The sequence below is a fragment of the Oceanobacter kriegii DSM 6294 genome, from assembly GCF_000422845.1.
GTDB classification, from domain to species: domain Bacteria; phylum Pseudomonadota; class Gammaproteobacteria; order Pseudomonadales; family Oceanobacteraceae; genus Oceanobacter; species Oceanobacter kriegii.
The window spans coordinates 1-24,817 of the sequence record NZ_AUGV01000020.1 but is presented as its reverse complement, the minus strand read 5'-3'; the positions used below and the strand labels follow the sequence as shown (position 1 = coordinate 24,817).

Genomic DNA, 24,817 nt, shown 5'->3' with positions numbered 1-24,817 from the left:
GTTCTCATTATTCTATTAAATGAACAGCTTGTCAGCTAGCGCTGTGATCTAACGGCCGCAATACTTTGTTGCGCAATTAAGGTGCTTTTCAGACGCTTTGTTGATTTTGTTGCTGAATCAGCGCCAGCCAGTCGTCAATGCTGAGTGGTTTCGAGAATAGATAGCCCTGGGCGTTGGGACAGTTCAGCTCTTTCAGTTTTTCGGCTTGTTCGCGGCATTCGATGCCTTCGGCAACGGTGCCTAGCTTCAGTTCGCTGGTGAGTGTCAGCACTGAGCGGACAATGGCCAAATCCCGTTCGCTGGAAGCAATGTCCTGAATAAAACTGCGGTCCAGTTTGATGGTGTTGACCGGCAGGTTTTTCAGCAGTGCCAGTGACGAGTGGCCGGTGCCGAAGTCGTCGATGGCAATGCGGTAGCCTTTTTCGCGCAGCCGTTTGATGGTGGCGGCGCTGGTGTCGATGGACGACATCACATCCCGCTCGGTAATTTCCAGCACTAGCTGTTCCGGCTTGCAGTCGGTGGTGGAAATCATGTCGGTTAACTGTTCGACCAGCTTTTCATCGAGGAATTTGCGGCCCGAGAAGTTGATGGCAAATTTCAGACCCTCGAGGCAGATGCCCTGTCGTTGCCATTCGGTAATCAGGCTTGTCATCTGACGGAATACCCAGTCGTCGATGAGGTTGATCAAGCCGGTTTTCTCGGCAACGGCGAGGAACGACATCGGCCCCAGATAGCCGTGCTCCGGATGGTTCCAGCGGATCAGGGCTTCGGCACCAATAATGGTTTCAGTGCTGAGTCGGTATTGCGGCTGGAACACCAGTTCCAGTTCGCCATTGTTGATGGCGCGGTGCAAACCGGCACTGACGTCGATATGGTCCTTGGCTTCCAGAGTCATGTCGTCGTTGTAAACACAATACTGGTCGCGGCCGCGCCGCTTGGCGTGGTACATGGCGGTGTCGGCGTTGCGCACCAGGGTATCGGCCTGGTTACCGTGCTGCGGGAACATGCAGAGGCCAATGCTGGCAGATACAAAGACGGTTTTGTCTTCCAGAAAGTAGGGACGGCGCAGGTTGCTGTTGATGCTGGCGGCAATGTCTTCGGCTTCTTGCTGGTCGCGGATATCCGGCAACAGCACCATGAACTCGTCACCGCCCATACGCGCCACCGTGCCGAGTTCGTGAATCTCGCTGGACAGCACATCGGCAATGTCGATCAGCAGCTTGTCACCGGCGCCATGGCCGAGGGAGTCGTTGATGGTTTTGAATTCATCAATATCCATATACAGCAGGGCAAAATGGCTTTGCTTGCCGTCCTTGGCCAGTTCGATTTGCTGGTTGAGGTATTTGTTGATGAACAGCCGGTTGGACAGCTTGGTCAGCGGGTCGTGGTGCGCCAGGAAGTCGAAGTTTTTCTTTTCCTGATTGATCTGGCCATAGCTTTGCTGCAAGCGGTCGGCCATTTTATTGAAAGCCCGTTCGATGCGGTCCCACTCGTCATTGCGGTGCAGTGAAATACGCTGGGAAAACTCCGAGGCTTCAAACTGACGCAGGCCTTCGCTGATTTTTTCCAGTGGCTCCCGCACGTGGCGGCGTACCACGTAGCTGATCATAAACAGGCTGATAAACAGCACAATGATGGCCAGTGCCATAAAGATCAGCCGCGATTGGCGGATGTCGTTTTGCAGTCGGTACTTCAGACCCAGTGCGCTGTTCTGAACGTTGGCTTCGGTGCTTTCTACCAGTGTCAGTAATTCGTTCTGGGAATTCATCAACGCATTCATGACGTTCCAGCGCTGGTCCAGATTGGCCTGCATTTTTCTCAGTGCCGTCATGTAGCGATGCACCGAGCGATCCATGGCCTGCTGGTGGGAGGCCATATTGTGGTTGCTGAGGGCCAGGTTGGCCAGGTGCAGCTGGAAGATATCCAGCTCTTTTTGCACTTCGATAATGCCGACTTTCTCGGTTTCGGGCGTGATGCGGCTACGAATGCTGCCGACCATTTTGCCGGTGTCGAGAAAGGTTTCGCGCAGCATGTGGATCAGGTCGCGGTCGTGGCTGAGATCATCACCAACGACGGAGTCCGGTTGCGCCAGATGCTGATTGGCAATCATCAGGTCGAGCTGGTCAATTTGCTCGGCGAGGGTTTCGTCGATTTCCTTGGTTTCCCGGATGATGTGGTTCAGCGCCAGCGAATTACCGAGAAAGCGGTGAAAGTCTTCAATGAAGCGGTCCATCTTGGTGGTGAAGGCGGCGTCGGCCGACAGGTCGCGCATGCGCAACAACTGTTGGTCGATGTTAAAGCCTTCCTGAGTCAGTACCGATTCGTTGTACAGAAACGCCTGTTCCAGCAATTGCACCCGGGTAGTCAGCTCAAATACCTGACGGCTGACAACGGAGTTGGTGGTCAGCAGGTCGATGTGTTCGCTGGATTCGGAGTCGAGGATGTTTTCAAAGGCATCCAGTGAGCGCACCGCAAACAAAAACCCGGCCGCGCCCAAAGCTACCAGAACCATTACGGTCAGCATCAGACGAGTGGCAATGGACATCGGTAGCAGCTTCACTGAAGACTCCAGATGGCTCGGTAGGCGTCACGGTAACGATTGATGGGATCGTAGACGTCGTAACGTTTGCCCAGCTTACCAATATTGTCGCGGGTTACCAGATGCACAGGAGCGCTGTAGCCACTTGGAGGGGCTTGATTGAACGCTCTGTTAAGTTCATCAACAATTTGCCAACCCTGCATCGTCAGGGGCTCTGGCACTGTGGCGCGCTGATACAGTCCCTGGCGAATACGACGATACGACGCCCGACTGCCATCGCCGGCGGAAATGGTTTGCGGAATCGGTTGATCGTTTTCGTGGCGACGCTCGAGGGTGGGCACCGCAAAGTCGATGTACAGGTCGTTGATCACCAACAGGTGGGTAATGCCTTGCGGATATTCCTGCATCAGGGTTTCCAGCTCGTCAGGCATCCGGTCGGCAATCTGATCCAGCGGCACTTCCTTGACCTCCAGCACGTCGCAGCCTTTGCAGTCATGCAGTACGGCGGCCATGCGCTCGGCCTTGAGTTTGGCAATCTGGTAGCGGGAGTCGGTAAAAATCACCGCTCTTACCTGCCCGGCGCTGTCGCTGATGGCCAGCAGGGCGGCAATTTCGGCGACCTTGATCGGATCGGTGGTGATGTTGGTAAACAGGTGGCTTTCCGGCCGAGGGCCTGCCTGATCGGCGGCATGCCAGCCTACAACGGTGATGCCTCGTTGTTTGGCCAGCGCCAGTACGTCTTTGTGCTGGTTGGCATCCAGACCACAGAGGACAATGCCATCGGGGTTGGCGGCAATGGCCTTGCGGATGGCAATGCCCTGACGCAAGGGCGAGCCCATGCCATCCAGAAAGCCGAGGTTCCAGTCGGTGCCGGTCAGGGCTTCGGACATGCCTTTGGCAACGGCGTTAACACCGCCATTGCGAAGATCGGAGGCCACCAGAATAATCTGGCGCTGCTGTTTCAGGGCGGGGCCTGTGGTTGGTCCATCCCATGAGGATTCGTTCTGAATGGCTAGCTGAACACGCTGGCTGGTATCGGTGGCGTGTTCATGCTCCGTTCCTTGAGCTGACTGAACCAGACTGAGCAACATCATGAGCTTCAGTAACTTCAAGGTCGACATACTGCTGCGGCACAAATTGTTATTTGCTATGTATTATAGGCATGTTGTTGTGCTTTATCGATTGGGGTTTGATGCGATGCGCTTGCCTGTGACCATAACCACCCGCCTGTTCCTGAAACTTTCCACATTGGTGTTGGCGGCTGCGGCGCATGCGTCGACAGGGCCGGTGCCGGCGTCAAAGACCGAGTCGGTGACTGACCCTGCGTCGGAAAACACGGTTGAGCGTGCTTTCCAGCAGGTGGTCAGCGCCCCAAGCCAGCCACCGGCACTGGAGCAAAACAGCCCGGTTTCGATCGCCTTGATTTACCCAAATGCCGACATATCGGACTTCTGGGACCGTAACTTTGTGGCCATGAAATCGCGTTTGGACGAGCTGAACATTGACTACAACATCACCGAGTTCAGCTCTGCCCAGCTGGAGCATTCGTTGCAGGATCGGCATACCGACGAGGTGTTGAAACGTGCTGACGAATTCGACTTTGTGATTTTGGGCCCTACCGAACTGCAAGTGCAGGCATCCAACATTCAGCGCTTGTCAGCAGAGCAACAGTTCAGCACCTTTATCTGGGCGTTTCATACCCCGGATGAGGAGTGGTCCCACAAGCCAGCGGCCTGGTTCGACTTTTCCAGTTCGCAGGGGGCGCAGGCCATGTGTGATTTTCTGCTGCAAGAACTGGGGCCGGATTTGTACTTTGGCATGAACCGGGGGATTCCCGGGGTTACCGATCAGCAGCGTTCGCAGGAGTTCAAGGACTGTGTCGAGTCGGAAGGTCACTGGATCAATCTGTACGAACATTTTGGCCAGTATCAGAAGGCCGGTGGTGCCGATGGTGCGGCGCTGATTCTGAAAAACTTCCCGGAAATCTACGTGCTGCATAACGCCAATACAGCGATGACCATGGGCGCTATTGAAGAAGCAGACCGCCGTGATGCCCATCACGACCTGTACATTACCGGTTGGGGCGGCACCCGCAGGGAAATTCAGAAGATTCGTGAAGGCAAGCTCGACGCCACACCGATGCGCATGAGCGACGACGTGGGCGTGGCTACCGCCGAAGCCGTTCGCTATTACCTGCAAGGTCGGCAAGACGAAGTGCCCGAGATTTACCTCGGGCGCATCACGGTGGTGAACAACCACATGACCGGAGACGAGATCGACCGGCTGATGAAAGAAGCTTTTCGCTACTCCGGTCTGAAAGAGTTACAACGCTGATCAACCAGCGGGCTGCTGTGGCTGACCGCGTTGACCGGCAATCGCTTCGGTTTTGTTGATCTTGCCGTTACGAATGAACTCCAGCTGGATGCGGTCGCCCGGGCGCAAAGCGGCAATCTGATTCATGGACGCGCGGGCATCGCTGGCATCCTGCTCGTTAATCTTGACGATGATATCGCCCACGGTCAGGCCGGAACGGTCGGCCGGGCCTTCTTCATAAATCCCCGTCACAATCAAACCTTCCAGCGCGTCGGGTAAGGCCAACGCAGACAGCAGCTTGGGCGTGGCTTCCTGTACTTCGATGCCAAGCCAGCCGCGAATGGCGACGCCGTGTTCGGAAATGTCTTTCAGGGTACGTTGAGCCACGTCGACCGGAATGGCAAAGCCAATGCCTTCACTGCCGCCGCTTTGGGAGTAAATTGCGGTGTTGATGCCTACCAACTCGCCCCAGGCGTTTACCAACGCGCCGCCCGAGTTGCCCGGGTTAATCGCTGCGTCGGTCTGAATGTAGTTTTCGTAGGTGTTCAGACCCAACTGGTTGCGCCCGGTTGCCGACACAATGCCCTGGGTGACGGTCTGGCCAACACCAAACGGATTACCAATGGCCAGCACGACGTCACCAACCCGCATCTTGTGTGAACCGGCCGGGGTAATGTGCGGCAGCTTTTCTAACGTGATTTTCAACAGCGCCAGATCGGCTTCGGGGTCGGTACCAATCAGTGATGCCTTGGCTTCACGACCGTCGTGCAACGCCACCACAATCTGGTCGGCATCCTTTACCACGTGGTTGTTGGTCAGGATGTAGCCGTCAGAGGTCATGATGACGCCAGACCCCAGGCTCGACTGAATGCGTTCGCTCGGCTCCGGGTTCGATTCCAGATAGCGTTTGAAAATCGGGTCGTTGTAGAGCGGATGCGCGGTACGACGAATCACCTTGCTGGTGTAAATATTCACAACCGCAGGGGCGGCGCGCTCAACGGCGTTGGCGTAGCTGGCCACAAACGGCATGGCTTCGGTTGCTGGAGCGGCTGTTTCAACGTCGTCGACAATGGCCGGCAGCGGCGTTACGTCGGCCGGTTGTTCGGTATCGGTTACTGGTGCAGGTGGCAGCGGGCTGGTGGTTGCGGTTTCGCCGGTTATCCACTGGGGTGCCCAAAGCAAGATCATCAAAGCAACGCACAAGCCAACCAGTGCTGGAACCAGCAATGAGTGTACGAAGGAATATCTTGCCATCCGATAGAGTCTCCTTGAGGAAGCAGGCCAATGCCAAATACGCGGCGGTAACCGGTAGCGTGCGGCAGGCCATTTAAAAACAGGGGTAATAGCGGGTATTCTGCCAGTCTGTCGCCATAACGAAAATAGTCTGGAAGCATCATGTTGGAAACGGCCATCGATCGAAAGCAATTACTGACGCATCTTGAAAATTTGCTGCAATCCCGCCGCACCCGGGACTACTGCCCCAATGGTTTGCAAGTGGAAGGCCGCGAGCGCATTCATCACATCGTGACGGGCGTGACCGCCAGTCAGGCATTGATTGAAGAAGCCATTGAACTGGGTGCCGATACCTTGCTGGTACACCATGGCTATTTCTGGAAAGGCGAAGACCAGCGGGTGGTCGGGATAAAAAAAGAACGCCTGAAAGCGCTGCTGCAGCACGACATTAACCTGATCGCTTACCACTTGCCGCTGGATGTTCACCCGGAGCTGGGCAACAACGCGCAGCTGGCCGATCTGCTGGAATTGGAAACCACCGGACCGATTGACCCGCTTGACCCATCGACACCGGGCTCTATTGGTAAACTACCCAAAGCCATGACCGCCGCTGAATTCAGCCAGTGGATTGCGTCAAAGCTCGACCGCGAGCCGCTGCACATTGGCGAAAACGAAGACATCGTTGAAACCGTGGCCTGGTGTACGGGGGGCGCACAAGGGTATTTGCAACTGGCGGTGGACGCCGGTGTGGATGCCTTTATTACCGGCGAAATCAACGAACCGGCAGTACACCTTGCCCGCGAAACCGGCACCCACTTCTACAGCGCTGGCCACCACGCCACCGAACGCTATGGTGCCCGGGCGCTGGGCCAGCATCTGGAAACCGAATTCGGCGTGAAAGTGACCTTTGTGGATATTGATAATCCGGTGTGAGGATAGCCTGGGGTCTGTGTTTCGCGAATAAATTCGCTCCTACAACGTACTGCTCATATCAGGTGAATCTCGTAGGTTTGATAAAGGCGCGAAGCGACTGCCATCTGACATTACGGTTTGACCCTCGCAGCATGGCATATTCGTAGGTTGGGCCCCGCCCAACGATTGCTGGGCAGGGCCCAGCCTACGACGGTTCTGATGACATCCGACATCCGACATCCGACATCCGACATCCGACATCCGACATCCGACATCCGACATCCGACATCCGACATCCGACATCCGACGTTTTTACCAAATCGGCGCAATCGACAGCGCTACCAGCACCAGTACAGAGCCTGTGGTGGCATCCAGAATTTGCCAATGACGGGCCGAGGTCAGGTAAGGGCGCAGCTTCTTGGCGCCGGTCACCAGCGTACAGAACCACAAGGTAGACCCCATAGCAGCGCCAATCACAAACACGCCGGGGTGGGATTGTTGTGCACCAACGCTGCCAATCAATACCACGGTATCCAGATAAACGTGTGGGTTAATCAGTGACAGGGCCATCACCTGACCAGCGCTTTTCCATGGACTGACCGCTTCAGCTGGTCCCGCAGCCACCAGTCCATCGCCGCTTTGCATGGCTCGCCCGAAGGCTTGAAAGGCCAACCACAGCAGCAGGGCAACGCCCATCCAGGTTAACACCGGCACCAGTCCCGGAATCAGGCCCTGAATGTAATCCAGTCCAAACACACCCACCGACACCAGCACCACATCCAGCGCAATGCACACACTGGCGATGGTCCACGGGTTTTCGCCACGCAGGCTCTTTTGCAAAATCCAGGCATTCTGGGCGCCAATCGCCACGATCAGGCCCATGGTAATGGCAAAGCCGGTCAGCGCAGGTTGGATGTGAATCAGTAAATCAGACATGGTGGTTCTTCTTCTAAAACGTGGAGGTTCAGCGATTGTTTTCTTGGCATCGTTGCGCAGGCGATGCCGTGATAAATCTGGCGCAGAAACCGCAGTGGCATCAGCGACTGGGTGGAAGATTAGTGATCAGACTGATATAAGTCCAAATCATAAATCTAATGGGATATAAGGTTGGCTTATGATCGACTATCGCGCGTTACAGGCTCTGGCAGCGGTGATTGAAGCCCGTGGTTTTGAACGTGCGGCGCAGCGTTTGAACGTCAGTCAATCGGCGGTCAGCCAGCGCATTCGCCAGCTGGAATTCAAACTCGGCCAGCCGGTACTGCTCAGAACCACGCCCCCAAAACCGACCGAACTGGGCCAAAAACTTGCCAACCATTTGCAGCAGGTGCAGCAATTGGAGCAAGGCTTGCTGTTGCCGGATGAAGAAACCGGCAGCTTACGAGTGCGCTTGGCGGTGAACGCCGATTCCCTCGACACCTGGTTACCCGCGGCACTGGCACAGGCGGAGCAAGCCGAACGAATGGATTTCGAGCTGCTGGTGGAAGATCAGGACGTGGGCTTGCGCCGTATGAAAAACGGCGAAGTGATGGCCTGTATTTGTGCCGAAGCACACCCGGTGAATGGCGGCTTGGCCGAACCGATGGGAATTTTGCGATATCGGGCGCTGGCCAGTCCTGGGTTTGTTGAACGCCACCAGTGCGGCCAACCGTTGGGGCAACCACAACCACCGCTGGGGGAGCTGCCCAGTCTGATCTTTAACCAAGACGACCAACTGCAACACCGTTTTTTGCGCACCGTTGCACCTCATACACCGCACCCGCAAACACCGGAGCCTCAGCGTTACCACATTTGCCCATCGGCGGGAGGGTTTATTCGTATGGCCGCAGCCGGGTTGGGTTACGGCATGATGCCGCAAATACAGGTGCAGGATTTACTCGACAGCGGCGCGCTGGTGGATGTGGTGCCGGGCTATCACCTCGACGTGCCGCTGTATTGGCACTACTGGCAAACCGAAAGCCCGGCCATGCGCGGTTTGCGCGAGGCCGTCGTCAAAGCCGCCGCCGATGTGTTGGTGACGTCCTAGGCTATTCGAGAGCAAGCTCTCTCCCACAGTATATGATCGCCGAATGTTTGTGGTAGCCAGCTGCTTTTTGTGAAATACAGCTTGCTGCCGATGGGCTATTTCACCTTACTCAAACGCCATACCCCAAACACCACCAATGCCATACCTGCAACGCTGAACAGCGACATCGGCTCGTCCAGCAACCATACCGCCATCAGGGTGGTGGCAACCGGCCCAAGGGTGCCGCTCATGCTGGTTTTCTCTGGGCCGATACGGCCAATGGCGGTGCTGACCAGAAACGACGGCACGACGGTGGCAAAGACCGCAAGACCAATAATTCCCAGCCAAACGTCCAGCGAATAGTCCGGCAGTAACACCATAGGCTCGCCGGTGATCCAACCGCTGACACTGTTGTGTATCAGGGTGGCAAACGTAGCCGAGGTCATGGCGATGCTGGTGAACAACACGCTGCCGAGTTGTTGAATACAGGGTTTGCTGTACACAAGGTAGAAGGCAAACGATAAGGCGCTGCCCAGTACCAGCAAGCTGCCGATCAATAATTCATTGGAATCTGAGGCAAAGGCTGCCTGTTCACTGCTGGCCGACAGCATGGTCAGGTCATTGCCGTACATAAACAGCAGCCCGGCATAGGTTAAAAGCAGCGGCAATACGATCGCTTTGTTAAAGGCTTTGCCGAACAGCACAATGCCCAGCACCACGACGATGGACGGGTAGGCGTACAACACCAGTCGCTCCAGCTGGGCGCTGACGTACTGAAGTCCTAACAAGTCGAGCAGTGATGCCAGGTAGTAGCCCAGCAAACCAACGGCCATGGCTTTGACGACCGCTGCGACGGTTACCGGCACAGTGCGTTTGCGAAACGCTAGCCAGCCGATCACCAGATAAAAGGGCAGGGCGATGGAAAGTCGCAGCCACATCAAGGGCAAGGTATCGACGCCTTCGGCATACAGCCACTTGATAATGATGGGCTTGGTGGAAAACAGGGTAGCGGCACAGAGCGCCAGTAACAGGCCAAAGCGCTGATCGCTGTTGGCGGTGCTAGTGTCAGAGCCGGTGTTTTCGGAGTCTTTTGACTCCGTTCGTGCGGTTGCCGTGTTCATTTACGTATCCTTTGTGATGAACAGCCCGGCTGTACGTAACAGCCTTAGGGCTCAATGGCAGAAAGGGGCTGACGAAAAAAGATGAGAGAAGCAGGGGGATTTTTACAAACTTCGTAGGGGTATCCGGGCCTGCAACGCTCAAACGTCAGACCCGTGAAATCAATCAGGCCTGACGCGTTTTTACCCGCCACGCAGTTAGCCAGCCAGACAGCTCAACAGACAAGCACGCAGACGATCGAGATCCCGCCGTGCTGATGCAGGCGTCAGAGTCTACGCTGTTGATACTGGCAAAAACCTTCACGTGAGTGTCCGGAGTCAGGTTGCTGTAGTGGTCGATAGCTATGTTGGCGGACAGAAATTCAGTTAATTCCCGCCTGAAGTGCAATTTAGCAAATTATCATGACTTTCTTCGCCTGAACAAGGCCAAAGAATTTTACGGTCTTTGTCGACTCTGGTATCCTGCCCTCCCATCTCTAGTGAAGGTTCTTCTTGCCTTCCATTTGATCTATCACCTCTTTTCGCGGACCTTCTATGACACGTTTTATCTTTGTCACAGGTGGTGTTGTTTCTTCGTTGGGGAAAGGCATCGCTTCTGCATCTTTGGCTGCCATTCTGGAAGCCCGTGGCCTCAAGGTCACCATGCTCAAGCTGGACCCGTACATCAACGTCGATCCAGGCACCATGAGCCCTTTCCAGCACGGTGAGGTGTTTGTGACAGAAGATGGCGCTGAAACTGACCTGGACCTGGGTCACTATGAGCGTTTTATTCGCACCACCATGTCACGTCGTAACAACTTCACCACCGGTCGAATCTACACCGACGTTCTGGCCAAGGAGCGCCGCGGCGACTACCTCGGCGGTACCGTTCAGGTAATTCCTCACATCACCGACGAAATCAAACGTCGTGTGCTGGAAGGTGCTGAAGGTTCAGACGTCGCGCTGGTTGAAATTGGCGGTACTGTGGGCGACATCGAGTCCCAGCCGTTCCTGGAAGCCGTACGTCAGATGAAAGTAGAGCTGGGTAGCCGTCGCGCGCTGTCCATGCACCTGACACTGGTTCCTTACATCGCCACTGCTGGCGAAACCAAAACCAAGCCAACCCAGCACTCGGTAAAAGAGCTGCGTACCATTGGCTTGCAGCCTGACGTTCTGCTGTGTCGCTCCGATCACAAGATCGAAGCCTCTGCACTGCGCAAAATCGCGTTGTTCACCAACGTGGAAGAGCGTGCGGTAATTCCACTGGAAGATGCCGACACCATCTACAAGATTCCACGCCACTTGCACGAAGCCGGTCTGGACGATCTGATCGTTGAGAAATTCGACCTCAACTGCAAGGAAGCCGATCTGACCGAATGGGACGACGTGGCCGACGCCAAGCTGAACCCGGAGAAAACCGTGAACATTGCCATGGTTGGCAAGTACATGGATCTGCTGGACGCTTACAAGTCACTGATCGAAGCCATTGACCACGCCGGTATTCACCACCGCGCCAAGGTTAATATCCGCTACATCGACGCCGAAGACATCGAGCGCAAAGGCACCGATATCCTCGACGACATGGATGCCATTCTGGTACCTGGCGGTTTTGGTAACCGTGGTGTTGAAGGCAAGATCCGTACGGTTCAGTACGCTCGTGAGAACAAGGTTCCATACCTGGGCATTTGTCTGGGCATGCAGGTTGCCGTGATCGAGTTTGCCCGTAACGTGGCTGGCTGGACCGACGCGCACTCTTCCGAATTCAGCAACGACACCAAACACCCGGTAGTCGGCCTGATTACCGAATGGAAAGACGCCTCCGGTAACGTGGAAACCCGTACCGAAGAATCCGATCTGGGCGGCACCATGCGTCTGGGCGGCCAGGAATGTGTCCTGACCCCGGGCTCCAATACCGCCAAAGCCTACGACGCTGATGTGATTGTTGAACGTCACCGTCACCGCTACGAAGTGAACTCTTCACTGGTACCTGGCCTGGAAGACGCTGGCCTGGTTATCGCAGGTCGCTCTGTCGACGGCGAGCTGGTGGAAGTGGTTGAAGTACCAGACCACCCATGGTTCGTTGGCTGTCAGTTCCACCCTGAATTTACCTCCACGCCTCGTGACGGACATGGACTGTTTGCGTCCTTCATCAAGGCGGCTATGGATCACCAGACAAAACAATAATTGACCGGCAAGACTGCTCGCCTCCTCGTCTGACCAACGAGGGCGCGGGCCAGAGCACCTTATTGCCAACTATTACTTATGGAGAAATCTCATGGCGAAGATTGTTGATATCAAAGCGCGCGAAGTGCTGGATTCCCGTGGTAACCCGACGATTGAAGCGGACGTTACCCTGGAAGGTGGCTTCTTCGGTACTGCTTGTGCCCCATCCGGCGCATCTACCGGTACCCGCGAAGCACTGGAACTGCGCGACGGTGACAAGAGCCGTTACCTGGGCAAAGGCGTTCTGACCGCTGTTGCCAATGTCAACGACATCATCAAGCCAGCCCTGCTGGGTCTGGATGCCACTGACCAGCGTGCCGTTGACGGCAAAATGCTGGAGCTGGATGGCACCGACAACAAGTCCAAGCTGGGCGCCAACGCCATTCTGGCGGTGTCTCTGGCTAACGCCAAAGCCGCTGCTGCTGCCAAAGGCGTTGAACTGTACGAGCACATTGCCGACCTGAACGGCACTGCTGGCGTGTACTCCATGCCAGTACCTATGATGAACATCATCAACGGTGGCGAGCACGCCGACAACAACGTTGATATCCAGGAGTTCATGGTTCAGCCAGTTGGCGCTCCTAACTTCGCAGAAGCCCTGCGTTGTGGCGCTGAAATCTTCCACAGCCTGAAGAAAGTTCTGTCTACTAAAGGCCTGAACACTGCGGTTGGTGACGAAGGTGGTTTCGCCCCTGACCTAGCTTCCAACGCTGACGCTCTGGCTGCTATTAAAGAAGCCGTTGCCAACGCCGGTTACGAGCTGGGTGGCAACGTTACTCTGGCGCTGGACTGTGCCTCTTCCGAATTCTACAAAGACGGCAAGTACGACCTGTCCGGCGAAGGCAAGGTGTTCACTTCCGAACAGTTCTCGGACTTCCTGGCCGAGCTGTGCGACCAGTACCCGATCGTTTCTATTGAAGACGGTCAGGACGAGTCTGACTGGGATGGCTGGAAGTACCAGACCGAAAAACTGGGTGCCAAGGTACAGCTGGTCGGTGACGACCTGTTCGTAACCAACACCAAGATCCTGTCCGAAGGCATCGAAAAGGGCATTGGTAACTCCATCCTGATCAAGTTCAACCAGATCGGTTCCCTGACCGAAACTCTGGAAGCCATCAAAATGGCCAAGGACGCAGGTTACACCGCTGTGATCTCTCACCGTTCCGGTGAAACCGAAGACGCTACCATTGCCGACCTGGCAGTAGGTACTGCGGCTGGTCAGATCAAGACCGGTTCCCTGTGCCGTTCTGACCGTGTTGCCAAGTACAACCGTCTGCTGCGCATCGAAGAGCAGTTGGGTGAAAAAGCACCGTACAACGGTCTGAAAGAGATCAAAGGTCAGGCATAATCGTCTAACCTTGATTAACAAAACCGGGCACTGACCCGGTTTTGTTGTGTCTGAGCCCTCTGAATAACCCGTCACCGTTCGGGTTGCCGGAGCTTCCCAACGACCATTCATGCATTCGGACTTCAACATGACCCTGCTGACCCAACGTATTCTGCTGACCATTGGTGTGCTGTTATTGCTGATCTTGCAATACCGCATCTGGTGGGACGACAGCGGCGTACTGGCCAGCAAGCAGCTGGGCCGTCAGATCGAACGCATTGCGGAAGACATTCGGGTACTCGACGACAGCAACACCCAGATGCATCTGGAAGTGGCCGACCTGCGTCACGGCACTGCCATTCTGGAAGAAAAAGCCCGCGAAGACCTTGGGCTGGTTGAAGACGGTGAAACCCTGATTCTGTTTGTAGAGCCTGGTAAATGACAATCTGGCCTTTGGTGGTCGCTGCGGGCGTTGGTTCCCGTATGCAAGCCGACCGCCCCAAGCAATACCTTTCCCTTAATCAGCGTTTGCTGATTGATCATACACTCGAAACCCTGCTGGCTTACCCGGCGTTCCGGCAACTGGTTCTGGTGTTGTCCGATCAGGACCCGTACTGGCCAAACTCCGAATTTGCCAACGACGAACGCATTGTGCGCGCCAGTGGCGGCCCGGAGCGTTACTTTTCTGTATTGAACGGCCTCAAGTGCATCGCTGAATTTGGCCAGCCAGATGACTGGGTGCTGGTACACGACGTTGCCCGTCCATGCCTTGCTCACAGCGATCTCGACACCCTGATTGCTCAGTTGAGCTTCCCCGGCGCGATTCTGGCCAGTCCCACCCGCGATACCATGAAGCGTGGCATCACCAATGCGGCGGGCGATACGGTCATCGACCATACAGTCGAACGCGAACAGCTCTGGCATGCCCTGACCCCACAGGTTTTCCCGCTGGGATTACTCACGCAAGCCATCGAGCAGAGCCTCGCAGACGGCTTTGGCGTGACCGACGAAGCCTCGGCGATAGAGCATCTTGGCCATCAGCCGCGTCTGGTTGCGGGCCGTGCCGACAACATCAAGGTCACCCGACCGGAAGATCTTGCCCTTGCCGAGCTGTTCTTGCAGCAAAAGCGGACCTAAAACCGTTACACTACAGCCCCTGAATCATTGCTTGTCCCGGCGCTACTATTACCAGCGCTCGGGATGTTCATAACGGAGTGAGTAACGCCATGCGAATCGGACACGGTTTTGATGTACACGCCTTTGACGAAGGCGACTTTATTACGCTGGGCGGCATACAAATTCCTCATACCCACGGCCTCAAGGCGCACTCGGACGGCGATGTGGCACTGCACGCACTGGCCGATGCCTTGCTGGGCGCTGCCGCGCTGGGCGATATTGGCCAGCATTTCCCGGATACCGATGAGCAGTGGAAGGGGGCCGACAGCCGCATGTTGTTGCGTCATGTGGTCAGCCTGATTGCTGACAAAGGCTATGTGGTAGGAAATGTTGATGTCACCATCATTGCCCAGGCGCCGAAAATGGCACCGCACATCAGCAATATGCGTCAGGCCATTGCCGCTGACCTTAACGTGCGCCTTGATGACGTCAACGTGAAAGCCACCACCACCGAAAAGCTGGGCTATGTGGGGCGCAAGGAAGGCATCTCTGTGCACGCGGTCGCACTGATCGTCGCGTCTTCCAATTAACACCGGCGCAGGCTCGGCGAGCCTGCGCTCTATCGAACGTATTGTCTGTCGGAAACACACCTTGACTGAAGCCAACACCCAAAACGAATCATCCCGATCTCCTTCGGCGCCTGCGGAAGACAAGCCGGTGGCCGCACAGCCGTTGCCACAATGGCCAGCCTGGTGGCCGTCGGGTTTGCCACAAACCGATGGTCGAGGCACGCTGAAACAGGCGGTAGAGGATTTTCTGGTCGATGAATTGCCGCTGGGCATGCCCTGCGGCGAAGGCGAGCACGTCTGGATGTGGGTGGAAAAGACTGGCGCCAACACCGCTTTTGTAGCAGCTGAAATTGCCCGTTTTGCCGGTGTCCGTGACCTCGACGTGGGCTTTGCTGGCCTCAAGGATCGCCATTCGGTGTCCAAACAGTGGTTCAGTGTGTATCTGCCCAAAGGCGAAACGCCGGACTTTACCTCGATCCAGCATGACGAATTCAAGGTGCTGAGCCAGGCCCGCCACAACAAAAAACTGCGCCGTGGCGATCTGCTGGGCAACCGCTTTGTGATTACCCTGCGCAACGTCACTGGCGATCGCGAGGCGATGGAGCACAACCTGCAACAGGTTCAGCAGGGCGGCTACCCGAACTACTTTGGTGATCAGCGTTTTGGCCATGACGGCGGCAACATTGAAGCGGGCATCAAAATGCTGCGCCGTGAAATGCGCGTTCGTAACGCCAACAAGAAAAGCATTTACCTGTCGGCGGTTCGGTCTTACCTATTCAATGAAGTGCTGGCAGCACGGGTGGCTTGTGGCCATTGGAATCGTCCGCTGGCACACGATGCGGCCGAGCAAATGCTCGACGACAAAGGCTTGCCTACCGGCCCGATGTGGGGCCGTGGCCGTTCACTGGTGAGCGGTGAGCTGGGCGGTTTTGAAGCGGGCGTGCTGTTCCGTTACAAGGACGTACTGGATGCGCTGGAGCACAGTGGCCTCAGTCAGGAGCGCCGTTCTCTGGTGGTGATGCCGGAAGCCATGAGCTGGACCTGGTTGGCAGAAGCCGACAATTCCCTCTCCCTGAAGGTCTGTTTTTGCCTCGGGGCCGGTTATTATGCAACTTCATTGTTGAAGGAAATTCTGGTCGCCGAAGAACCACAACGGGAGCTGGCTCCAGCCCCGACAGCACCGGAATGACAGGAGACAAATCGTGACGCATGTGATGCTATCGAACGACGACGGTGCCCAGGCGCCGGGCCTGAAAATGCTCGCCGAGACATTGCAGTCCAACGGCTATCAGGTGTCGGTGATTGCGCCCGACCGCGATCGCAGCGGTGCCAGTAATTCTCTGACGCTGGATCGCCCGTTGTTGCCAACCACCCTGGACAACGGCTTTGTCAGTGTCAGCGGTACGCCGACTGACTGTGTGCATCTGGGCATTAACTCGCTGTTTGAAGGACAATGCGAGCGGGTAGTATCGGGCATTAACGCAGGCGCAAACCTGGGCGATGACGTGCTTTATTCCGGCACCGTTGCCGCGGCGATGGAAGGCCGCTTTCTGGCCAAAACGCCGGTGGCGGTTTCGCTGGTCGGCAAACAGCATTTTGAAACTGCTGCCCGGGTTATTATTGAGCTGCTGCCAAAGCTCGAACGTTTGCAGTTGCCAGTCAACAGCGTCATCAATATCAACGTGCCGGATGTTCCTTATGAACAACTGGCCGGCCACAAAATTACCCGGCTGGGCCACAGACTCAAGTCTGATAACCCGGTACTGACCACCAACCCCCGCGGTAAACAGCTGTACTGGATTGCCGGGGTTGGAGAGGTTGCAGACGCCGGGCCAGGAACCGATTTTCATGCCATTGAACACGGCTACGTATCCATTACGCCGATTCAGATGGACATGACACACCACACTGCGCTGGAACACTTGCAGGTGGTTTTGGGGTAAACGAGGAGAACAACAAGGTGACAACCCAGCTGGTCAGCGGCATTGGCATGACCTCACAACGAACCCGTGACAGACTGGTGCAACGATTGCGCGATGCCGGTATCAAGAACGAACAGGTTCTGGCGGTGATGGCGTCGATCCCACGGCACCTGTTTGTGGATGAAGCCCTTTCTCACCGTGCTTACGAAGACACGCCATTGCCGATTGGTCATGGCCAAACCATCAGTCAGCCTTACACCGTGGCGCGCATGACAGAAATTCTGTTGGGTGAGCAGCCACGTCTGGGGCGGGTATTGGAAGTGGGCACCGGCTGCGGTTATCAATCGGCCGTGCTTTCGCAGTTTGTTGATCAGGTGTATTCGGTCGAACGCATCGAGCCGCTCTACGCCAAGGCCCGCAACCGCCTGTACGACCTCAAGTACCGCAATGTGTCCTGCTCGCTGTCCGATGGCAGCTGGGGATTGCCGGAAAAAGGCCCGTTTGAAGGCATTCTGGTTGCCGCAGCACCCGAGCAGGTTCCACAAGCGTTGAAGGAACAACTGGCCGACGGCGGCCGACTGGTGATGCCGGTGGGTGGCCGCAAACAACAACGACTGGTGCTGATCACCCGCCACGGCGACAATTTTGTCACCAAAGAGCTGGAAGATGCCTGGTTCGTACCTTTCTTATCCGGCGTGCAACGCTAATTTTCCAATCTCTTTCTCAGGCAAGGACGTTCCATGCAATTCCTGTGGTTGTTTCTTAAAGGCATCGCGATGGGCGCTGCCGATGTGGTGCCCGGCGTTTCCGGTGGCACCATCGCATTCGTAACCGGTATTTACGACACCCTGTTGGGCTCCATTCGCAAGGTCGACGCCAAGGCCGTGAAGCTTTTGTTCTCGGAAGGGCCCGCAGCCGCATGGCGCTACATTAATGGCACCTTCTTGCTGGTATTGGGTAGCGGCATTCTGGTGGCGCTGCTGTCGCTGGCCAAAGGACTGCATTATTTACTGATTCATTACCCGATCTGGTTGTGGGCCTTCTTCTTTGGTTTGATCATCGCCTCGGTATTTCATGTCGGCCGCGAGATCACACAGTGGAATCCACAACGCATGGTGCTATTGGTATTGGGGGCCTTGATTGCCGGTGGCATCAGTGCAGCGTCACCTACTTCGGTTGAAGCAACACCACTGATTGTGTTCCTGGCAGGCAGCGTTGCCATTTGTGCCATGATTTTGCCGGGCATATCCGGCAGCTTTATTCTGTTGTTGATGGGACTGTACGAGCCCATTCTGGGAGCGCTGAAAAGTTTCGATCTGGCCATCATGGCGTTGTTTGGCGCTGGTGCAGTGATTGGCCTGATGAGCTTCTCCCGTTTTCTGACCTGGTTGCTGGCTGGCTGGAAAGAAGCGACCTTTGCGGTGCTGACAGGCTTTATGGTGGGCTCACTGGTGAAGGTGTGGCCATGGAAAGAAACCCTGACGACTCGAATCAACAGCAAAGGCGAGACGGTGCCGGTTAACCAGATGAACGTGTTGCCGGACATGGGAACGGATTTGATGCTGGCGATTCTATTAATGATTGCCGGTGCCGCGCTGGTGCTGGGGCTGGAGTGGATCGCCGCTCGGGGCAATTCAGAAAAAAATGTTAAAGAATAGTGGGGTTTGGTCGGTCACGTTGATGTCCGACCGTTCATTGGTGGCCTGATAAAAAAATTCTGGTAACTGCTCCTCTTTTTTATACTTAATAAGCATAAACAATGGAATTTTAATTCACCTTGTATAAATTGGTTCAGGGATGCGCCTGTTAACGGAAACCTGTCACTTCAAGGTGTCAAAATTTACCCGACCCGGAAAAATCATGAATCGCCTGTACGCTGTCACGATAGTCACAATAGCCACTTTGACGACGGCATGCTCCGGAACCGGCGGCTTTATCTCTGTTGAGGAGAAATTTGGTGATTCTGAACGAGTGGTCTATAAACAAAGAGGGACAGCGCAAAGTTCATCTGGTTATTACACCGTAGCCAAGGGTGACACTTTGTACTCCATTGCCTGGCGTTATGGGGTCGACCATATGGATCTGGCCCGCAACAACGGTATTCCAAGCCCTTACACCATTTATCCTGGTCAGAAAATTGACGTACGGAAATCCGGCACTTCCCGCCGAGTGGTCAAAAAACCAGCAGTTTCAAGTCCTGTCAGCAAACCGTCAATTTCTGCGTCAAAACCTTCACCTTCTTCCAGTGAGATTTCTGCGAGTGGTCAAAAGCCGCCAGTGGTTGCTGACGGTAGCGAACCTCTGGTTTGGCAATGGCCTTCTCAAGGCAACTTAAAGGCTCAATTCTCGACCTCTAAGCCAATCAACAAGGGGATTGATCTGTCCGGGGCGCTGGGGGAATCTGTAATGGCAGCAGCGGCGGGAACTGTGGTGTACGCCGGGCAAGGGCTCAGGGGATATGGGAACCTGGTCATCATCAAACACGATGACACCTACCTCAGCGCCTACGCCCACGCCAGTCGGATTCTGGTCAGCGAGAAAGAAGTTGTTAAAGCTGGACAGACAATTGCCGAAACAGGTTCTACCGGAACCAACGAAGTGAAACTCCACTTCGAGATCCGGAAGAACGGTAAACCGGTTGATCCGCTGCTCTACCTGCCACAACGGTAGTCCACCTGGATTGATTTTCAACCGTTCTGGCATGGTTCCTGTATCTACCCAATGAGAGGTGATGCAGGACAAAAAAAACCATAGGCGGGGGAATGATCATGGCACTTCAACAGCGCAACCTGAATGAAGAGATCTTCGACGAACAAGAAGCAATGAAAACCGAGGCTCAAGAACAACAGGCCGAGGAAACACCAGAACGCTTCGCTGCGGACACTTCCTACAAGGAAATGGACGCAACCCAACTTTACCTGAACGAGATTGGCTTCTCGCCATTACTGTCTGCCGAGGAAGAGGTGCACTACGCACGTCTGGCCCGCAAAGGTGATGAGATGGGCCGTCGTCGTATGATCGAGAGTAACCTGCGTCTGGTGGTGAAAATCTCCCGACGTTACATCAATCGCGGTCTGGCGCTGCTGGATCTGATTGAAGAAGGTAATCTCGGCCTGATCCGTGCGGTTGAAAAGTTCGATCCTGAACGCGGCTTCCGCTTCTCTACCTACGCAACCTGGTGGATTCGTCAGACCATCGAACGTGCGATCATGAATCAGACCCGTACCATCCGTCTGCCGATTCATGTGGTCAAGGAACTGAATGTATACCTGCGAGCGGCCCGTGAGCTGACCCAGAAATTGGATCATGAGCCATCCGCGGAAGAAATCGCAGAACTGCTGGAAAAGCCGGTGGAAGACGTAAAACGCATGCTTAAACTGAATGAGCGCGTGACGTCTGTAGATACCCCGCTGGGTAACTCCTCCGACAAATCCATTCTGGATACCATCGCAGATGAGCGCTCTTCAGACCCAAGCGAAGAGCTGCAAAGCAACGACATCCAGAGCAATCTGGAACACTGGATCGACGAGCTGCCTGAAAAGCAGCGCGAAGTACTGGCTCGCCGCTTTGGTCTGCGCGGCCATGAGGTAAGCACGCTGGAAGATGTGGGTCGTGAAATTGGCCTGACCCGTGAGCGTGTGCGCCAGATTCAGGTCGAAGCACTGAAGCGTCTGCGTGAAATTATGGAAGGCCAGGGTTTGACTGCTGAAACCCTGTTTGGTGAAGCCTGAACAGGCTCACTCTTGTCATCGTGTCGGTGACGATTGAACGACACCTTCTGAGGGGGAGGTGACCGTTCAGCACTCTCTGTCCGGTCAGGCGCCGCCTGCCTGACCGGATGTTTCCCAATCAGGCGGCACGTTATCAAACCGGCTAAAGCGCCGGTTCACATCCGATTAACGCTCAAGCAGCTCGATCTTGTTTTCCTTGCCATCCCACTCTTCGGCGTCTGGCAGCGGGTCTTTGCGCTCGGTGATGTTGTTGCCAGCCCATTCTTCAGCCAGGTCAGCATTCAGCTCGATGAACTGCTCCTGACCAGCTGGTACTTCGTCTTCCGAGTAAATGGCTTCGGCAGGACATTCCGGCTCACACAGGGCGCAGTCGATACACTCATCCGGGTGAATCACCAGAAAGTTAGGGCCTTCGTAGAAGCAGTCAACCGGGCAGACGTCGACACAGTCAGTGTATTTGCACTTGATGCAGTTGTCGGTGACAACAAACGGCATGGGATCTCTCCTGAAAGAATTCGTTTGCGTGCCGGGATCGGCACATAGCTAATCAGTTATTTACCCGAGTTCTTTGCTCGGGTTTATTGGGTGCAATTCTAGGTAGTGATGGCCAGCTTCACAAGCGACGGTCGGTTGAATGTCGCTTGTGATGGCAGAACGGCGGGTTACAGCAGGCCTTTCAGTTCGTACAGCAGGTTCAGCGCTTCGCGTGGCGTCAGATCATCCGGCTGCAGTTCTTTCAAGCGGGTTTCTGCTGCCGATGGCAGGCTGGCAAACATATCATTCTGATACGGAGGCTGTTCCGGCTGTGAGAAGTTCTGGCTGGTTGGTGGCAGGCTGCCTTGTTCCAGTTTGCTGAGCTGAGCACGGGCACCGTTGATCACATTGGCTGGAACTCCGGCCAACTGAGCCACTTGCAAACCGTAACTCTGGCTGGCTGGGCCTTGTTCCACCGAATGCAGGAAGATGATTTTGTCGTCGTGCTCGGTGGCCTTCAAATGCACGTTGACGACGTTGTCGTGATTTTCCGGCAGGGCTGTCATTTCAAAGTAGTGCGTTGCGAACAAGGTGTAGGCACCAATGTTCTCGGCCAGGTGAGCAGCGCTGGCCCACGCCAGTGACAAACCGTCGAAGGTACTGGTGCCTCGTCCCACTTCATCCATCAACACCAGGCTGTTACTGGTGGCGTTGTGCAGAATGTTCGCGGTTTCGGTCATTTCCACCATAAAGGTAGAACGGCCACCGGCAACATCATCGGCAGAACCCATACGAGTGAAGATGCGGTCAACACTGGCCAGGCGGCAAACATCCGCAGGCACGTAGCTGCCGATATGTGCCAGCAATACGATCAGGGCAACCTGACGCATGTAGGTCGATTTACCGCCCATGTTCGGACCGGTGATAATCTGCATGCGTTGTTGGGTATCCAGACGAGTGTCATTGGCTACGAACGGATCATCAATCAACGACTCGACCACCGGGTGGCGGCCTTGTTGAATATCCACAACCGCTTCGTCGGTAAATTGTGGACGGCTGAAGCGCAAAGTGTCGGCACGTTCCGTCAGGTTAACCAGAACATCCAACTCGGCAACGGCGGCGGCGCTGGTTTGCAGAGCAGGCAAGTCCATGCCCAGATCAATCACCAGCTGTTCGTACAAATGCTTTTCGCGGCTCAGTGCACGGGATTTGGCCGACAGTGCCTTGTCTTCGAATTCTTTCAGTTCAGGCGTGATAAAACGCTCGGCGTTTTTGAGCGTCTGGCGACGAATGTACTCGGTAGGGGCTTCGCCGGACTGGGCCTTGCTGATTTCAATATAGTAGCCGTGTACCCGGTTGTAACCGACCTTCAGGGTCGAGATGCCGGTACGCTCACGCTCGCGGGTTTCCAGTTGCACCAGGAAGTCACCGGCGTTTTCACTCAGGCCTCGCAACTCATCCAGCTCTTCATCGTAACCGGGGGCAATGACACCGCCATCCCGAATCACTACCGGTGGGTTTTCAATAATGGCGGCCTGCAGGCGTTCAACCCACTGCGGGAATTCCTGTACATCGGTCCACAGTTGTTTGGCTTGCTGGCAGTCGATGGTTTCCAGATCGCGACGCAGATCCGGAAGTACGGTGTAAGCATCACGCAGACGCGCAAGGTCACGCGGGCGGGCAGAGCCCAATGCAACACGGGACAGGATACGTTCAATATCACCAATGTTACGCAGCAGTGGCTGAATGTCCTGCCACAGACCTGAGTCGAGCAGCTCGCTGATGAATTGCTGACGTTGCTCCAACAGGTGACGATGACGTACCGGGCGGTTCAGCCAGCGCTTCAGCAAACGGCTGCCCATAGCGGTGGACGTTTTATCCATTACCCACGCCAGTGTGTGACTGGTATCGCCCTGCTGGTTAATGTCGATTTCCAGATTACGGCGTGACGCAGGATCGATAATGATGGCATCGTCCGGCAGTTCGACTTGCAGTGATCTAACGTGCGGCAGATCGTTGCGCTGGGTATCGCGTGCGTAGTGCAGCAGAGCACCAGCGGCGCGAACAGCCTGGGTCATGCCTTCGCAACCAAAGCCACGCAAGTCCTTGGTCTTCAACTGCTGGGTCAACAGTCTGAAACAGGTGTCAGATTCAAAATGCCATGGGGCCTGACTGCGCACACCGGCTCGTTCTGCCAATGCTTCCGGCAGAGATTGGTCATCGCTATACAATACTTCCGCTGGGCGCAGACGTTCGATCTCGGCCAGAAGCTCTTCTTCAGTAGCAACTTCCATAACAGAAAAACGGCCAGAGCTGACTTCCAACACGGCAATACCGGCAACGCCTGCGGCGATGGTGCCCTTTTCTCCACAGATACACGCCAGCAAGTTATCGGAACGCTCATCCAGGTAGGCTTCGTCGGTCAGTGTGCCCGGGGTAATGACACGAACCACTTTACGTTCAACCGGTCCTTTGCTGGTCGCCGGGTCACCAACCTGTTCGGCAATGGCGATCGACTCACCGTACTTCACCAAGCGGGCAATGTAGTTATCTGCCGAGTGATAGGGAACACCCGCCATTGGAATCGGCTGGCCGTCGCTCTTGCCACGAGCAGTCAGGGTGATGTCCAGCAAATGGGCTGCTTTCCTGGCGTCGTCATAAAACAGCTCGTAGAAGTCACCCATACGGTAGAAAAGAATGGTGTCGGGGAATTCTGCTTTGATCTTGAAGTACTGCTGCATCATTGGGGTGTGTGACGATGTCGCAGAAGAAGCGTTCTTGGCCATGAAAGCGGTTTACCGGTACAGATTGAAAACAATAGAAGAAGAGGCTGCTGCGTCGTTCTTTATCCGTCGATAAAAACGAGTCGCAACAAACAGTGGGCGTAGGTTATCAAACAGCGCTAACTGAAGATACCGAGCCGCTATTGCCTGCTTTTTATACGAATACACATGAAATTGTTCATCTATCAGGCAGCCAATGACTAATTCACGGAATTGTCATAAAAACCGTTGACTCAAAATGTCACACCGGTATTATGCGCGCCTCTTCGCTGCTCAGGCAGAGAAGAGCAAGGAAAACAGCGTGTTTAGCCGCTGCGGTCCTTGAAATAAATCTTCACTAAGGTGTTGACCGCTTCGGTTAATCGCGTATTATTCGCCGCCTTCGTTCGAGGTGCTCGGTTTTGTTGCTGAGCGTTTCGATTGTAAGTGATTGTTTTTAAATGACTTTTATCGAGTTGCTTGAAAATGATTGCTTGACAAGAAGATTCGGCGCTCTATAATGCGCCGCACGATTTGAGAGGTTGTTGTTTCGCTTCTTGAGTTGGTTGAGAAGTTCGATTTGGTTGCTGTTTAACT

Annotated in this window: 21 protein-coding genes; 14 read left to right on the top strand and 7 right to left on the bottom strand. The window is 55.2% G+C overall.

The window, feature by feature from the left end:
• Positions 1–88: 88 nt before the first annotated feature.
• Both G516_RS0111250 and G516_RS0111245 read right to left on the bottom strand, forming a co-directional pair.
• Entirely contained in the window at positions 89–2,560 is a 2,472-nt protein-coding gene (locus G516_RS0111250; protein WP_028293746.1) for a putative bifunctional diguanylate cyclase/phosphodiesterase, read from the bottom strand.
• On the bottom strand, positions 2,557–3,660 hold the full coding sequence (locus tag G516_RS0111245) for a substrate-binding domain-containing protein (RefSeq protein WP_028293745.1): 1,104 nt from the start codon (positions 3,658–3,660) through the stop codon (positions 2,557–2,559). The genes G516_RS0111250 and G516_RS0111245 overlap by 4 nt, the downstream gene beginning before the upstream one ends.
• 88 nt (positions 3,661–3,748) lie before the next feature.
• Between G516_RS0111245 and G516_RS0111240 the strand changes: the two genes are divergently transcribed.
• Positions 3,749–4,873 carry a substrate-binding domain-containing protein gene (locus G516_RS0111240; RefSeq protein ID WP_245582659.1) on the top strand — a complete coding sequence of 375 codons (1,125 nt, stop codon included), beginning with the start codon at positions 3,749–3,751 and terminating at the stop codon, positions 4,871–4,873.
• Here G516_RS0111240 and G516_RS0111235 read toward each other — a convergent pair whose 3' ends face one another.
• Positions 4,874–6,106: a trypsin-like peptidase domain-containing protein gene (locus G516_RS0111235; protein ID WP_051219306.1), complete on the bottom strand. Its 1,233-nt coding sequence runs from the start codon at positions 6,104–6,106 to the stop codon at positions 4,874–4,876.
• Between the two features lie 141 nt (positions 6,107–6,247).
• On the opposite strand from G516_RS0111235, the gene G516_RS0111230 reads away from it, so the two are divergent.
• The gene (locus G516_RS0111230) at positions 6,248–7,018 is read left to right on the top strand and encodes a Nif3-like dinuclear metal center hexameric protein (protein WP_036536032.1); all 771 of its coding nucleotides are present in this window, start codon (positions 6,248–6,250) and stop codon (positions 7,016–7,018) included.
• A gap of 291 nt (positions 7,019–7,309) precedes the next feature.
• Here G516_RS0111230 and G516_RS0111225 read toward each other — a convergent pair whose 3' ends face one another.
• Positions 7,310–7,933: a LysE/ArgO family amino acid transporter gene (locus tag G516_RS0111225; protein WP_036536022.1), complete on the bottom strand. Its 624-nt coding sequence runs from the start codon at positions 7,931–7,933 to the stop codon at positions 7,310–7,312.
• Positions 7,934–8,111: 178 nt separating this feature from the next.
• Here G516_RS0111225 and G516_RS0111220 point away from each other — a divergent pair, with 178 nt between their 5' ends.
• On the top strand, positions 8,112–9,020 hold the full coding sequence (locus G516_RS0111220) for a LysR family transcriptional regulator ArgP (RefSeq protein ID WP_028293740.1): 909 nt from the start codon (positions 8,112–8,114) through the stop codon (positions 9,018–9,020).
• A gap of 95 nt (positions 9,021–9,115) precedes the next feature.
• On the opposite strand, the gene G516_RS22105 is transcribed toward G516_RS0111220, so the two are convergent.
• Positions 9,116–10,120, bottom strand: coding sequence for a DMT family transporter (locus tag G516_RS22105; protein WP_084645005.1), 1,005 nt, complete (start codon positions 10,118–10,120; stop codon positions 9,116–9,118).
• A 531-nt stretch (positions 10,121–10,651) separates the two neighbouring features.
• On the opposite strand from G516_RS22105, the gene G516_RS0111210 reads away from it, so the two are divergent.
• From G516_RS0111210 to rpoS, 11 genes are all read left to right on the top strand, one after another.
• A complete protein-coding gene (locus tag G516_RS0111210; protein WP_028293739.1) occupies positions 10,652–12,280 on the top strand; it encodes a CTP synthase in 1,629 nt (542 codons plus the stop codon).
• Between the two features lie 91 nt (positions 12,281–12,371).
• Positions 12,372–13,667, top strand: coding sequence for a phosphopyruvate hydratase (gene eno, locus G516_RS0111205; protein ID WP_028293738.1), 1,296 nt, complete (start codon positions 12,372–12,374; stop codon positions 13,665–13,667).
• A gap of 127 nt (positions 13,668–13,794) precedes the next feature.
• Entirely contained in the window at positions 13,795–14,088 is a 294-nt protein-coding gene (locus tag G516_RS0111200) for an FtsB family cell division protein (protein WP_028293737.1), read from the top strand.
• Complete coding sequence (gene ispD / locus G516_RS0111195) at positions 14,085–14,783, top strand: 2-C-methyl-D-erythritol 4-phosphate cytidylyltransferase (RefSeq protein ID WP_028293736.1); 699 nt, start codon at positions 14,085–14,087, stop codon at positions 14,781–14,783. The genes G516_RS0111200 and ispD overlap by 4 nt, the downstream gene beginning before the upstream one ends.
• An 89-nt stretch (positions 14,784–14,872) precedes the next feature.
• A complete protein-coding gene (gene ispF, locus G516_RS0111190; RefSeq protein WP_028293735.1) occupies positions 14,873–15,352 on the top strand; it encodes a 2-C-methyl-D-erythritol 2,4-cyclodiphosphate synthase in 480 nt (159 codons plus the stop codon).
• A gap of 61 nt (positions 15,353–15,413) precedes the next feature.
• A complete protein-coding gene (gene truD / locus G516_RS22100; protein ID WP_051219302.1) occupies positions 15,414–16,520 on the top strand; it encodes a tRNA pseudouridine(13) synthase TruD in 1,107 nt (368 codons plus the stop codon).
• A gap of 13 nt (positions 16,521–16,533) precedes the next feature.
• Positions 16,534–17,274 (top strand): 5'/3'-nucleotidase SurE, encoded by a 741-nt coding sequence (surE, locus tag G516_RS0111180; RefSeq protein ID WP_245582658.1) that lies wholly within the window; start codon positions 16,534–16,536, stop codon positions 17,272–17,274.
• Positions 17,275–17,321: 47 nt separating this feature from the next.
• Positions 17,322–17,960 (top strand): protein-L-isoaspartate(D-aspartate) O-methyltransferase, encoded by a 639-nt coding sequence (locus G516_RS0111175; RefSeq protein ID WP_084645012.1) that lies wholly within the window; start codon positions 17,322–17,324, stop codon positions 17,958–17,960.
• 33 nt (positions 17,961–17,993) lie between these two features.
• Positions 17,994–18,911 carry a DUF368 domain-containing protein gene (locus tag G516_RS0111170; RefSeq protein ID WP_028293732.1) on the top strand — a complete coding sequence of 306 codons (918 nt, stop codon included), beginning with the start codon at positions 17,994–17,996 and terminating at the stop codon, positions 18,909–18,911.
• A gap of 202 nt (positions 18,912–19,113) precedes the next feature.
• Positions 19,114–19,923 (top strand): peptidoglycan DD-metalloendopeptidase family protein, encoded by an 810-nt coding sequence (locus G516_RS0111165; protein WP_051219300.1) that lies wholly within the window; start codon positions 19,114–19,116, stop codon positions 19,921–19,923.
• A 98-nt stretch (positions 19,924–20,021) separates the two neighbouring features.
• A complete protein-coding gene (gene rpoS, locus G516_RS0111160; protein ID WP_028293730.1) occupies positions 20,022–20,984 on the top strand; it encodes an RNA polymerase sigma factor RpoS in 963 nt (320 codons plus the stop codon).
• Positions 20,985–21,149: 165 nt separating this feature from the next.
• On the opposite strand, the gene fdxA is transcribed toward rpoS, so the two are convergent.
• Both fdxA and mutS read right to left on the bottom strand, forming a co-directional pair.
• A complete protein-coding gene (fdxA, locus tag G516_RS0111155) occupies positions 21,150–21,479 on the bottom strand; it encodes a ferredoxin FdxA (protein ID WP_028293729.1) in 330 nt (109 codons plus the stop codon).
• Positions 21,480–21,646: 167 nt separating this feature from the next.
• Positions 21,647–24,244, bottom strand: coding sequence for a DNA mismatch repair protein MutS (gene mutS / locus G516_RS0111150; RefSeq protein WP_028293728.1), 2,598 nt, complete (start codon positions 24,242–24,244; stop codon positions 21,647–21,649).
• Positions 24,245–24,817: the final 573 nt, after the last annotated feature.